The sequence below is a fragment of the Ottowia sp. genome (assembly GCF_016703145.1).
In the GTDB taxonomy this organism is placed as follows: domain Bacteria; phylum Pseudomonadota; class Gammaproteobacteria; order Burkholderiales; family Burkholderiaceae_C; genus Ottowia.
Window position 1 is genome coordinate 1,813,564 of record NZ_JADJCO010000003.1, and the last position, 12,899, is coordinate 1,826,462.

The window sequence follows — 12,899 nt, forward strand, 5'->3', positions numbered from 1 at the left end:
AAATCCTGGCTCGAAGAGCAGGACACAACAGTGCTTATGCCATCTATCCCAGGTTCCGTGCTAGGGCTTGGGCCTGGACCCATCTGACGATGTCCGGTGCACTCATGGCACCTGTTTGTCTGGCAACCTCACGTCCTCCTTGAAATAGAGCCAGTGTCGGGATGCTGCGAATGTTGAAGCGCTCTGCCAGCGAGTGGACAGCTTGCGTATCGACCTTTGCCAACCGGAAATCGGGTTCAAGTTGCGACGCAGCGTGTTCGAATGCGGGTGCCATCTGGTGGCACGGCCCGCACCATGGCGCCCAGAAGTCCACCAGAACCGGAATCTCGTTTCGCGACACATGCTTGTCGAAGGAGGCCTCGTCCAAGTTGGATGAGCTCGCGTTGAATAGAGGTCGATGACAGCTACCGCAGTTTGGTTCTCTCGTGAGGTGTTCGCTCGCTATCCGGTTTGTGATCTGGCAGTTTGGACAAACTACGTGCAGCTTTTCGAACATTTTTCGCTCCCAAAGGTAAAGGGCAATTGCTGTGCGCCGTAAACCACAGCGGGCGCCGCGGGGGTTCGTCCTACGTTGCGCGTGTAGTCCGTTCCAACGCGTCGACAAAAAGCGCCGGAACGTTGAAGCCGGTTTGGTCAGTGATTTCTTGAAAGCCGGTAGGACTGGTGACATTGATCTCAGTAACAGAATCACCGATCACATCAAGCCCAATGAGTAAAAGTCCGCGTGGTGCAAGTGCTCGGCCGATAAATTCTGCTATCTCACGGTTGCGCGGCGTCAAAGGCTGCGCCACCCCTTTGCCCCCAACCGCCAAGTTTCCACGCACTTCGGTACCCTGCGGAATACGTGCCAGGACAAAAGGCACGGGCTCGCCGTTGATTATGAGGATGCGCTTGTCGCCGTCTACGATCTGCGACACAAAGCGCTGGACCATGATGGTTTCGGCACCACCCTTGTTTAACGTCTCGATGATGACGCCTAGATTCAGCGCGCCCTGTCCGACTCGGAAAATGCCTTTTCCACCCATTCCATCAAGCGGCTTAAGAATGATATCGCCATGCTCCGCGTGGAAGTCCCGCACGGACGCCGCGTTGCGCGTAACCAGCGTCGGCGGTACGAGGTGAGAGAACTCCATGATTGCGAGTTTCTCTGGATGGTCGCGAAGTGACCGCGGTCTGTTCACTACGTTGCCACCCTCTCGTTCAACTTGTTCCAGCAGGTGAGTGGCGTAGATGTACTCGGCGTTGAATGGTGGATCCTTGCGCATGAGGACAGCGTCAAAGTCTTTCAAGTCCATTTGCTTTGTGTCGTGGACGCGGTACCAGCTTGGGTAGGATCCGGTCAGGCTAATTTGCTGCACTGTGGCTGTGACAAAACTGCCTGACTTCCACTGAATGTCACGCGGCAGACATGCTGCTATATGGAGACCACGCAGCTGGGCCTCGCGCATTATTGAGAAAGTGGTGTCCTTGTGGACCTTGAACTCATCCAGCGGATCGACGACAAACAAAAGCTTCTTCATCTGACGTTCCTCTTGCAGCATCGAACGAACTCGGGATACGGATTTCTTCACGCCATCGGCCTTCCCTTCGCGCTTACCTGAGCGGGAACGGGGAGTCGATTCTGCATGGATGTTGGCCAGGAGCATCGACCATCCGAGCCAGGGCGTGGACTCCACGACGAGGGACCACTTCTTTCGGACTTCAAGCTGGTAGAAAGACTGGCTCCCCGCTGTTCTAAACACTCACTTCTTGTCATGCTGTGCATGGAGGGAGGCACTCGACTCAGACGGTGTACATGAGGGGACTCCGGGCGCTGCACGCTGGACGCTTCTTCCGGACTCCGAGACGTCTTGGTGGCGGTATATTTCTAATTGCTGGTTCGAGTGCACCACAGGTGTGTCGCCCACGTCGTGGGGGGGCAAGAAAAGGCCCGCCCATCTGGTATCCGTGCCCGGCAGTCTCTGGTTCGTTACCCAGTGGAGGCTCCAGGCGCCTGGAGGGGTATTTCATATGGTTATGAATCAGCGAGTCGATGCGGTTGGGGAAACCATCGTCATCGACGAGACCAAGAATGGCCCATTTCAGCTGAAGGTGAGGACTGGCTCCGCTACATTTATCGCGGATGAACCGATAGGCATAGGGGGGCTCGGGTCCGGTCCCAACCCATACGACTTGTTGAGTGCGGCCCTTGGGACCTGCTCGGTGATGACGATGCGTTTGTATGCGTCGCGCAAGAAGTGGCCACTGGAGCGGATTCGGGTGAAGGTGACGCATCTCCGAAATGGGTTGGACGCGGCGGACACCTTCAGCCGAGAAATACAGCTTCAGGGGAGCTTAAGCGACGAGCAGCAACAGAAACTTCTCGAAATCGTCTCAAACTGCCCTGTGTACAAGACGATTGAGCGCGGCTCGGAAGTCTTGACGACTTTGGTTTTCTCGGGGAGTCTGGTGGACGAGGCTGTTTCTCTTTGTGAGCACATGCGCGGCATGGAGCAGGCCTGTGATCAGGCGGAGGCACAGGACGCTACGTCTGAGTCAGGCTAGGCCTCAGCTGCAACGCTGCGACGGACTGCGGACGGCTCTATTCCGTAGGTCCTTCGGAATGCCTTTGTGAAACTGCTCCGGCTGGCATATCCGGCGTTGCGGGCGACGAGCTCGACGGCGAGGCCACTGGCTTTTAGCTGGAACATCGCTTGCCGCAGTCGGAGCTCACGAAGCACCTGCATCGGAGACTTTCCTATGGCCTCGGTAAATCGAGCGGCGAAAGCAGAACGGCTGAGGCAGGCCGTGTGGGCGAGGCTTTGAAGTGAGTGATCATCGCTAGGACGCATGGCCATTGCGGCAAAGGCTCTTGCGACTAGCGGATCGCTGAGTACCGAAAAGCGTTCTACCCAGGCGTTCATGGAGACGAGCGACCGGCGCAAAAGCAACACGATGACTTGCTTCAGCAAAGCCGCACTCATCGCACCGCTGCCAACCTCCTGTGCGACGAGCTCGCTGAGCGCTGTCTGCAGCTTAGTGTCGACGTGATCGTCGACGTCGAACTGTTCGAAGATGGGCTCGGTCAAGCTACCAAAGAGTTCGGCGCAGGCGCCGTAGGTGGCATGAAAGTACCCACACACCAGTATCAAAGAAGGTTCACCATCGCCCGCCGAGAATCTGCGTATGGTGCTCGACGAGATCATCTGCGGCTGCTTCTTGACGGAACGCAGGCCTGTGAATCCCGTGCTGCCCTCTACCTCAATTCGAAACGGCGAATTTGGCGGCACAACAATCAACGTGTGGGGCATTAACGGTATGGGGTCGCGATTGCCAATCAAGGCCCGGCCAGTACCAACGATGTTGTAGTGGATGCCGGGCGCGTTCATACCGCCCAGTTCCAGGCTGTATCCCATGCTCACTAAGCATTCCGAAAGGGCAACGAAACTGACATCGAGAGTACCAAGCAAACCCTCGAGATCGCCTGGCGAAATGCGTAGTAGCGGTCGGTCGTTCAAGGTGCTGTCTCCATGTGAATTCAGGTCGAAGCGGCGCCTCGAAATCCCGATAGTACGCAAACGTCAGCGCTCCCGCGACGGGCTGTTACGCACTGACCTGCCTGTCTCACGCTGGCAGATCACTTCAGGTTCTCTGGCCTCTTTTGCCGGACGATGGAACACATTGGCCTGTTGACCCTTGAGGGTGCCCAAGAAACAATGATCCGGAGACACTGCGAGTGCACACTTTGTTCTGCGCCCTTAAAACTGATCTGGCTCATCCCGCAAGCTCCGTTGCGTCAATTAACACGAGTGACGGCATGAACGCTGGACTTGTTCAGAGTGTCCTAAGTTCGTGGTTAGTGCGAAGGGGCAAGTTCTACTGCGGTAGTCCTTGGTGGCCCCCTCAACCCCTGTTTTCTAGCCGTTTTGGCAGTCTACGCCTATTTTCAGATGAGCACTGACCGTGTTTGGCCATTGAGGAGGACACATCAGATGACCAGCAGAACTCGCTGAGCGCATCTGCCTAGCTAGCCCTTTAAGTAAGCACAGGAGAACTTCATGAAGTTTGAAAAGACACAGGCAGCACTTGACCGCCTGACCCCCGAGCAACGCCGGGTTACTCAGAAGTCGGGAACCGAAAGACCTTTCACGGGAGAGTACAACGACAACAAGGAGCCTGGCATCTATGTCGACGTAGTGTCGGGAGAGCCGCTGTTCGCCTCGGCTGACAAGTTCGATTCGCGTACTGGCTGGCCAAGCTTCACCAAGCCGATCGTTCCGGCGAACGTGAACGAATTGCGCGACACCGCGCATGGTATGTCGCGAACCGAAGTGCGTTCGACGCATGGCGACAGCCACCTTGGCCACGTATTCCCCGACGGCCCCAAGGACCGTGGCGGCCTGCGTTATTGCATCAACTCGGCGTCCTTGCGCTTCATCCCTCGAGAAGAGATGGCTGCCGAGGGTTACGGCGCCTATCTCGACCAAGTGGAGAACGTTTGATGAATCACGAAAAAGCCATCCTGGCCGGCGGTTGTTTCTGGGGAATGCAGGATCTCATCCGCAAGCAGCCCGGCATCATCTCGACTCGCGTGGGTTACACCGGCGGCGATGTTCCGAACGCCACGTATCGCAATCACGGCACGCATGCCGAAGGGATCGAGATCATCTTTGACCCCGAGCTGACGAGTTACCGGAAAATTCTGGAGTTCTTCTTCCAAATTCACGACCCGACGACGAAGAACCGTCAGGGCAATGACCGTGGGCTCTCCTACCGGTCTGCCATCTACTACCTCGGCGTGGAGCAGAAGCACGTTGCCGAAGAGACGATCGCCGATGTGGATGCGTCCGGACTGTGGGGAGGCAAAGTGGTCACCGAGGTCGAGCCGGCCGGTGATTTCTGGCAGGCCGAGCCGGAGCACCAAGACTATCTGGAGAAGCTCCCGGGAGGCTATACATGCCACTTCCCACGTGCAGACTGGATCCTTCCAAAGCGCAAAAACGCTGACGAAAAGTAGGTAGCAGCCGGGACTGCATCGGAACAGGCTTCAATGCCGTGCTGCTGCGTCATCCACTGATGATGTTTGGGCCGCCGGATGCGACAAGGCCCTTCAGAATCTTGACCATTGAAAAGGATCCTCATGTCCGATAACAGCTTCACCTCCCGCTCCGTCACTCGAGAGGCCGCCGCCCGCCTCATCGCCCAGACCATCACCGCCGCTCAGCGCATCGGATTCGAACCGGTCGTCGCGATCGTCGATGTGGCTGGCAACCTGAAGGCGTTTGAACGCAGCGATCGCAGTTCCTATCTTGCCGTCAACATTGCCATCGACAAGGCCTACACTGCGGCATCCTTTGGCCTGTCGACAGCCCAGTGGGTCGACCTTTTGGAAGATCGCGGCGCTTCGAACCTACGCCACGTTCCCCGCGTCATGGCCGCCGCTGGCGGGTTTCCGATCATGGAGGACGGCGCGATTATTGGCGGGATCGGCATTTCCGGGGGAAGCTGGGCGCAGGACCAGGAAGCTGGCGAAGAAGCCCTTCGCAATTTTTCCAAGTGACGTCGACACAATCCTAAAGGAAACACGCATGAAAGCCATCGGATACAGGACTCCATCGCCAATCTCGGCCGCGGATGCCTTCGTCGACATCGAGTTGCCCAAGCCACAGCCAAAAGACCGTGACATTCTCGTCGAAGTAAAGGCCATTTCGGTCAATCCGGTCGATTACAAGGTCCGTGGTAGCACGCCGCCAGCTGATGGCGCTGAATGGAAGGTGCTGGGCTGGGACGTTGCGGGAATCGTCGCGGCGGTCGGCCCCGATGTGACAGGTTTCAAGGTGGGAGAAGAGGTCTGGTATGCAGGCTCCATCACCCGGTCGGGGGCAAACGCCGAGTTCCATCTCGTCGATGAGCGTATCGTTGGTAAAAAGCCGTCAAAGATCGGCTGGGCCGACGCCGCGGCGCTCCCGCTGACATCGTTGACCGCATGGGAGGCCTTCTTTGACCGCCTGGATGTGAAGAAGCCGGTTCCCGGCGCCGCTGCCGCCATCCTGATCGTCGGCGGTGCTGGAGGGGTGGGATCAATCGCCGTTCAGATCGCACGTCAGTTCACTAGCCTCACCGTTATTGCGACGGCTTCGCGTCCTGAGACCAGGGATTTCGTCGCGTCGCTTGGTGCGCACCACGTGGTCGATCACTCGAAGCCGCTCGCTGACCAGGTTGCAGCATTGGGCATCGGCGCCCCCGCCTTTGTATTCTCAACGACGCAAACCGCTAAGCATGTCGACGACATCGCCGAATTGATCGCACCGCAGGGGCGTCTATGCCTGATTGACGATCCATCGGGCTTCGACATCATGAAGTTCAAGCGCAAGGCGGTATCGATCCATCACGAACTCATGTTTACGAGGTCCATCTTCCAGACTCCGGATATGGACGAACAGGGGCGAATCCTCGATGCGATGTCTAGCGCAGTCGATGATGGAAAGATCCGCTCAACTGCCACGCAGAACCTCGGTTCAATCAACGCCGAAAACCTCAAGAAGGCGCATGCGCAACTCGAAAGTGGAACGACCATTGGTAAGGTCGTGCTTGAAGGCTTTGCTTGATCGAGAAAAGGGCGGGTCATATTCGAAGTTACTGAACGGCTATACCTGTCACCTCCCCCGTAGAGGTTGGGTGCTTCCGAAGCGTCAGATCATTGGCGCTGCGCAGCACGCAGCCAAGACTGCAACGGAGAAGGCTTCACTGCCGTTGCAGTCGCGATGGCCCGTTAGCAGTCTTCGTGACTGCGGGTCTACCGATGCAGTCACTGAACCCCGGCCTTGATGGGTTGGTTAATACAAGTTCGTCGCCGTCGAAGCCCTAGGATAAAAGCCATGTCAGACCTCTCATCCTTTCCGATCACGAGGCGCTGGCCAGCAGCTCATCCCGATTGCCTACAACTTTACGCAGCACCCACGCCAAATGGAGTCAAGGTCTCGATCCTGCTGGAGGAAATCGGCTTGGCGTACGAGCCTCACCTCGTTGACATCTCAAAGAACGAGTCGAAGGACCCGGCGTTCGTATCGTTGAACCCAAACGGCCGCATACCGGCGATCATCGATCCGGCGGGCCCTGACGGCAGACCTATTGCCGTATGGGAATCCGGCGCGATCCTTCTCTACCTAGCCTACAAGACGGGCCAGCTAATCCCGAGTGCACCCACCAAACGTTACGAAACTCTGACCTGGGTGTTCTTCCACATGTCGGCCATCGGGCCGATTTTCGGTCAACTCGGATTCTTCGTGCGATTTGGCGGCAAGGACTACGAAGACAAGCGGCCTCGAAAGCGATTTACCGAAGGATCCAAGCGCCTTCTGGGAGTCTTGGGCCGCCAGCTGGAAGGACGCAACTGGATCGACGAATATTCGATTGCGGGCATTGCTACGCTCGGCACGGTGAATGCGCTGGTTGAATCGTATGATGCTGACGAGATACTTGGACTCAGCAATTACTCAAACAACCAAGCATGGCTCGGACGCCGGCTGGCTCGACCAGCAGTGCAGCGTGGCCAGCGCATCCCTGCGAGGTCTGCATGAGCGTCATCGCCGCCTACTATTACAACAAAGGCAAGCGAATCCGGGAAATTGCGCTCGACGAGCGCTTCGAGCAGGATGAGGCGCGCTCGGGCTTCTGCTGGATCGCGCTTCGCGAGCCCAGCGCCGACGAACTTCACACGCTCCAGACGGCGTATCACCTCCATCCGTTGGCAGTCGATAACGCGATGCACCCGCTTTGCCCGCCAAAGCTCGAGGTCTACAACGATGAGCTGTACATCGTCGCTCAAACAGCTGAGCTGGTCGGCGACAAGATCAGCTATGGCAAGACGGCGATCTTCACCGGTCACAATCACCTCATCACCGCGCGGCATGGCAACGGTGGAGCGCTAGGCAACCTGCGGGGGCAGCTTGAGGCTTCGCCAACGCTCCTGGGAAAGGGTGTCGACTACGTGCTGCACGCGATCTTGCACCGTATCGTGGACCAGTATTTGCCCATCTTTGAAATGATCGAGGATGACGTTCTGGAGATGGAGAGAAGATCGGTAGGCGACTTTCTTGGGCGAGAAGAAGTCGCCCGGATATTCAGCCTGAGAGGCGAACTCACGCGCTTCCAACGCACGCTTGGCGCTATGGCCGAACTGGTCAGAAAGCTGGTCCGTGGACATTATCCCTGCATCAGTGCTGAAGTGAGACCGTACTTCGACGATGTTGCTGACCACGTAGATCGTGTGCAGTCCATGGTCAATGGTCTCCTTCAGGTCCTGAGGACGGTCTTTGAATTCAGCAGCCTGCTGGAGGCGCAAAGGACGGGTGTGATCACTCGCCAGTTTACGTCTTGGGCGGCAATACTGACAGTTCCGGCGGCGATCGCTGGAATTTACGGCATGAACTTCAAGAACATGCCGGGGCTGGAGACAACCTATGGATACCTCGTCGTGCTCGGGGTGATGACGGCGATCTGCCTGTTCCTGTTCGTGCGCTTCAAGAAGGCAAAGTGGCTATGAATGCCGCATGTCGTGATCGTTTCGAGGTGAAGGCGACAACCTCCAATAATCTCAGAGGGCCAGAATGGTGAAACCGTGTTTGTTGAAAGCGCGAGTCGTTGCCTTGATGCTGAGGTCGTGGACCAAGTTGCGGTGCGATTCGCTCCTTTCATTCCTGGCGTTCAACTGGGCAAGCCTGCGTCAGAAATTGCGCTTATGCGCGGGAGGTGAATGTGGAGAAGCTCGCTTTTGGAGGTGGATGCCATTGGTGCACAGAAGGGGTATTCCAAGCGTTGCGTGGTGTCGAGAAGGTCGACCAGGGCTTTGTGCAATCGGACGCGCCGGCAGATACGTGGGCAGAAGGAGTGATCGTCACCTTCGACCCCTCGGTGATTCAGTTAGCCACGCTCTCCGAGGTGCATCTCAGAACTCATTCTGCTACCAGGGCCCGTTCACCTCGCAGCAAATACCGCAGTGCGATTTACATTTTCGAAGATCGCCAACGGCATGAGGCCGAGCTGGCGATAGCAGGCTTCGCCCACGAGTCTGGCGATGCGGTGCATACCGTCGTTCTTCCCTTTAGAAGTTTCAAGGCGTCGGACGAGCGTTACCGGAACTACTATCGAACCAACCCGAGTAGGCCTTTCTGCCGCCGATATATTGATCCTAAGCTTGATCTCATCAGACTTCACTTCTCAGAGGTCGCGCTCCCTGAAGTGCAGACCTAGACGTGAAGGCTCGTCTCCAAGGAAGTTTGTGCTTGGGTTAGGTCGTTTACGACACGCCAAGCGCGTCGGACAATCTGTACGCATGCGCCGAGCGCGATCAGAGAAAGCGCTATCTCATTGCGTACTCGTCCTTGCAGGGTTCGGAGGTGAGAAGGCCACTCTGGCGGACGACCGGCCCGGCGGGTTCAGGATTTTCCCTCGGTAAGATTCACAGATGTTATTGGTTAAACAAGAACTGCTCGCGACGCTCGCGAACACGCTTGAATCCTTCTCGCCCGGCGCTGGAGCCAAAGCCGCGTTTGAGTCGCCCAAGGTGGCGGCGCACGGCGATTTCGTCAGCACGGCCGCCATGCAACTCGCCAAGCCGCTTGACCGCAAGCCTCGCGAACTCGCTGAAGAAGTGAGGGCCATGCTACTGGCCACACCCTCATTCGGGCAGTGGGTACAGGCGGTCGAGATCGCCGGCCCTGGCTTCTTGAACATCCACTTGAGGACGGCCGCCAAGCAGCAGGTCGTGCGCGAAGTGCTCGCCGCCGGCGATGCGTACGGTCGGCAGCCAGCTACCGGCGAAAAGGTGCTGGTGGAGTTTGTCTCGGCCAACCCGACCGGCCCGCTGCACGTGGGCCACGGCCGCCAAGCGGCATTGGGAGATGCCATTTGCAACCTGCGCGCCTCGCAGGGCGATGCGGTGTACCGTGAGTTCTATTACAACGACGCCGGCGTGCAGATTCAGACGCTCGCCAGCAGCGTGCAGATGCGCGCCAGGGGCCTGAAGCCAGGCGACGCCGCCTGGCCAAGTGGCGAAAAGGCAGCGGCTTACAACGGTGACTACATTGCCGACATCGCCAAGGACTTCATGGCGAAGAAGACCGTGAAATCGGACGACCGCGCGTTCACCGCGAGCGGCGACGTCGATGACATCGATTCGATCCGTGAGTTCGCCGTTGCTTACCTGCGGCGGGAGCAAGACAGCGATCTGCAGGCGTTCCGCGTGCGCTTCGACAATTACTACCTTGAGTCGAGCCTGTACTCCAGCGGACGTGTCGAGTCGACGGTGGTCAAGCTGGTGGCCGCCGGCAAGACGTACGAGCAGGACGGCGCGCTCTGGCTGAAGTCAACTGACTACGGCGACGATAAGGACCGCGTCATGAAGAAGGGCGACGGCACGTACACCTACTTCGTGCCCGACGTGGCGTACCACATTGCCAAGTGGGAGCGGGGCTTCCACACGGTCGTCAACATCCAGGGTACCGACCACCATGGCACCATCGCACGCGTTCGCGCCGGCCTGCAGGGCGTGGACGAAAGCATTCCGGCCGATTACCCGGACTATGTGCTGCACACAATGGTGCGCGTCATGAAGGGTGGCGAAGAGGTCAAGATAAGCAAGCGCGCAGGCAGCTATGTCACGCTGCGCGACTTGATCGAATGGACCAGTACCGACGCGGTCCGCTTCTTTCTGCTGAGCCGTAAGCCCGACACCGAATACACGTTCGACGTTGACCTTGCCGTGACGAAGAACAACGACAACCCGGTGTATTACGTGCAGTACGCGCATGCGCGCATCTGCTCGGTGTTAGCGAGTTGGGGCGGCGACGTGGCATCGCTGCACGATGTTGAACTGTTGGCACTTGAAAGCCCGGCCGCGCAGGCTCTCATGCTGCTACTCGCCAGATACCCCGAAATGCTGAGCGCGGCAGCGAAGGATTTCTCGCCGCATGATGTCACGTTCTACTTACGCGAGCTGGCCGCTAGTTACCACAGCTACTACGACGCCGAGCGAATTCTTGTCGACGACGAGAGTGTCAAGAAGGCACGTTTGGCGCTTATCGCTGCTACCGCGCATGTGCTGCGCAATGGTCTCGCGATTCTCGGCGTCAGGGCGCCGAGCAAGATGTGAGTGCAACCATGAAACGTACGCAGCGCTGCGCGCCCTAAGAGCGGCTAACAAAACGACGGGATGGACCGCAGGCAGATGACGCAACAGGCCAGCGAGAGCAAGGCGACATGAATGTCGATGCGACGCTCGAAGCGAGTGCGCAGCTTGCCGAAAGCTGCCAACCAGGCGTGCGTGCGCTCGACCACCCAGCGATGGCGGCCAAGTCGGTCGTTGCTCTCGATGCCTTTGCGGGCGATGCGGTCCTTGATGCCACGGCGCTTGAGATGCGCGCGGCATCGCGCGTAGTCGTAACCCTTGTCCGCATGCATCTTGCCCGGCCAGCGGCGCGGCCTGCCACGCTTGCCCGCGACCGCAGGCAAGGCGTCGATCAGTTCGTCGAACACCACCGAATCATGCCGATTGGCACCGGTAACGCAAAACATCATCGGGATGCCTTGGCGGTCCGTGATGAGGTGGCGTTTGCTGCCCAGCTTGCCCCTGTCCGTGGGGTTGGGGCCTGTGTACGAGCCCCCCGGGGGTTCGGTACGCTCGCCCCGTCCATGATGAATCGACTGAAGTCCAGCTTGTCAGCATGGCGCAGTTCACCGAGCAACGCCAGGTGCAGACCGTGCCACACACCTGCCGCTTGCCAATCGCGCAGCCGCCGCCAGCAGGTCATGCCGCTGCCAAAGCCCAGCTCTTGCGGCAGATCCTCCCACGGGATGCCCGTACGCAGTACGAAGACGATGCCGTTGAGCGCCTGCTCGTCGCTCAGGCGGGGCCGTCCGCCCTTGGTCGACGGCGTCACCACCGGCAGCAATGGCGCCAGCTTCTTGTACAGCTCCGTGCTGATTTCCTTGTTCTTGTTTCTTCCCATGCGCTGCCAAACGCAGAACGCAGGTCAGCCGATGACTCGGTATTGTTAGCCGCTCTAAGTGCCGTCGAGCACAAACGCGTGATCCGGCCCGACCCCCCTTTCATGGTTGCAACCATCCGTGCCTTCGAAGGATCACCGTTCTCGGTGACGGCTACCGCATTGATCTTTGGGCACGCCATCGATGGTCGTTTCGGACCTTGCAACGCGATGCAAGCTACAAGGTGCGCGAGGTGGGCTATCGGATGGACGGCCAAGTCGCTTGCCCATACGCGATCACCAGAGCAGCGACGCCCAGAACGCCTGCGAAGTCCTGCCACTAGGCCAGGCTCAAGATTTTCGGGTGATTGCAACTCCTGCAGCGCGATCGATCTGCGGCTGCAGCGCGTCAAGGAATCCATCCATCGTCTGCTCACGCAGGTCAACGGCTTTCGCCCCGCCGCCCGCCACCACACTTACGTCATCGATGCCGATAACCCCGAGGATGAGCCGAAGGTATTGCGTCGCGATGTCGCGATCCTTTATCGGCGATCCCTCGCTATACACGCCGCCAGAAGCAATCAACAAGGTCGCCTTCTTGCCTTTGACAAGGCCCCGCCCGTCAAAGCCGAGCGTCATGCCCTTGCGTACGATGTGATCCACCCACGCCTTGAGCGAGGCCGGGACGTTGTAGTTGTAGACCGGTGTCGAGATGACAAGGTGCCTGAATCCGTGACCTCGATTTGAGTTCACCCCCAATGCACCAGCAATTGAAGCGGCAATCAGGGATTCACTGTAGATTTCGACCTGATGGGGTAACCGATGGGCGATTTCTCGTGCGCGAGCACACGTTCGCAGCCGCAGGTTCAGGGTTTTGTTGCCCAGTGGCCACCACTGGCCAACACCTACCTCCGCAGCACCCTGCGTTTTGTGAGA

General features: G+C 58.4%; 14 protein-coding genes. 9 read left to right on the plus strand and 5 right to left on the minus strand.

The window, feature by feature from the left end:
- Positions 1-43: 43 nt before the first annotated feature.
- Both trxC and gshB read right to left on the minus strand, forming a co-directional pair.
- On the minus strand, positions 44-496 hold the full coding sequence (trxC, locus tag IPG65_RS12450) for a thioredoxin TrxC (RefSeq protein WP_083955519.1): 453 nt from the start codon (positions 494-496) through the stop codon (positions 44-46).
- A 70-nt stretch (positions 497-566) separates the two neighbouring features.
- Positions 567-1,520, minus strand: a complete 954-nt coding sequence (gene gshB, locus IPG65_RS12455) for a glutathione synthase (RefSeq protein ID WP_066122852.1) — start codon at positions 1,518-1,520, stop codon at positions 567-569.
- 496 nt (positions 1,521-2,016) lie between these two features.
- Here gshB and IPG65_RS12460 point away from each other — a divergent pair, with 496 nt between their 5' ends.
- Entirely contained in the window at positions 2,017-2,544 is a 528-nt protein-coding gene (locus IPG65_RS12460; RefSeq protein WP_198149467.1) for an OsmC family protein, read from the plus strand.
- Here the strand turns inward: IPG65_RS12460 and IPG65_RS12465 are convergent.
- Positions 2,541-3,497, minus strand: a complete 957-nt coding sequence (locus tag IPG65_RS12465; RefSeq protein WP_066122851.1) for a helix-turn-helix domain-containing protein — start codon at positions 3,495-3,497, stop codon at positions 2,541-2,543. The genes IPG65_RS12460 and IPG65_RS12465 overlap by 4 nt on opposite strands.
- Before the next feature lie 540 nt (positions 3,498-4,037).
- Here IPG65_RS12465 and msrB point away from each other — a divergent pair.
- The 8 genes from msrB (at position 4,038) to argS (ending at position 11,131) form a co-directional block, all read left to right on the plus strand.
- Positions 4,038-4,481, plus strand: coding sequence for a peptide-methionine (R)-S-oxide reductase MsrB (gene msrB, locus IPG65_RS12470; RefSeq protein WP_293189836.1), 444 nt, complete (start codon positions 4,038-4,040; stop codon positions 4,479-4,481).
- On the plus strand, positions 4,481-4,996 hold the full coding sequence (gene msrA / locus IPG65_RS12475) for a peptide-methionine (S)-S-oxide reductase MsrA (protein ID WP_180883368.1): 516 nt from the start codon (positions 4,481-4,483) through the stop codon (positions 4,994-4,996). The genes msrB and msrA overlap by 1 nt, the downstream gene beginning before the upstream one ends.
- A 123-nt stretch (positions 4,997-5,119) precedes the next feature.
- Entirely contained in the window at positions 5,120-5,539 is a 420-nt protein-coding gene (locus IPG65_RS12480) for a heme-binding protein (protein WP_066115009.1), read from the plus strand.
- A 28-nt stretch (positions 5,540-5,567) separates the two neighbouring features.
- Positions 5,568-6,587 (plus strand): zinc-binding alcohol dehydrogenase family protein, encoded by a 1,020-nt coding sequence (locus IPG65_RS12485; RefSeq protein ID WP_066115006.1) that lies wholly within the window; start codon positions 5,568-5,570, stop codon positions 6,585-6,587.
- A 270-nt stretch (positions 6,588-6,857) separates the two neighbouring features.
- On the plus strand, positions 6,858-7,559 hold the full coding sequence (locus IPG65_RS12490) for a glutathione S-transferase N-terminal domain-containing protein (RefSeq protein WP_060853439.1): 702 nt from the start codon (positions 6,858-6,860) through the stop codon (positions 7,557-7,559).
- Positions 7,556-8,524: a magnesium and cobalt transport protein CorA gene (locus tag IPG65_RS12495; protein ID WP_293189845.1), complete on the plus strand. Its 969-nt coding sequence runs from the start codon at positions 7,556-7,558 to the stop codon at positions 8,522-8,524. The genes IPG65_RS12490 and IPG65_RS12495 overlap by 4 nt, the downstream gene beginning before the upstream one ends.
- A 212-nt stretch (positions 8,525-8,736) precedes the next feature.
- Complete coding sequence (locus IPG65_RS12500) at positions 8,737-9,231, plus strand: peptide-methionine (S)-S-oxide reductase (RefSeq protein ID WP_145980486.1); 495 nt, start codon at positions 8,737-8,739, stop codon at positions 9,229-9,231.
- 214 nt (positions 9,232-9,445) lie between these two features.
- Complete coding sequence (argS, locus tag IPG65_RS12505) at positions 9,446-11,131, plus strand: arginine--tRNA ligase (protein WP_060853441.1); 1,686 nt, start codon at positions 9,446-9,448, stop codon at positions 11,129-11,131.
- A gap of 44 nt (positions 11,132-11,175) precedes the next feature.
- On the opposite strand, the gene IPG65_RS12510 is transcribed toward argS, so the two are convergent.
- Together IPG65_RS12510 and IPG65_RS12515 are read right to left on the minus strand one after the other, a co-directional pair.
- Positions 11,176-11,987 (minus strand): IS5 family transposase gene (locus IPG65_RS12510; protein WP_145980487.1). Its coding sequence is split into 2 segments (ribosomal slippage): positions 11,176-11,654 and positions 11,654-11,987, totalling 813 coding nucleotides; the frame shifts between segments, so codons are not numbered across the junction.
- Positions 11,988-12,314: 327 nt separating this feature from the next.
- Entirely contained in the window at positions 12,315-12,716 is a 402-nt protein-coding gene (locus tag IPG65_RS12515; RefSeq protein WP_293189852.1) for an NAD(P)H-dependent oxidoreductase, read from the minus strand.
- Positions 12,717-12,899: the final 183 nt, after the last annotated feature.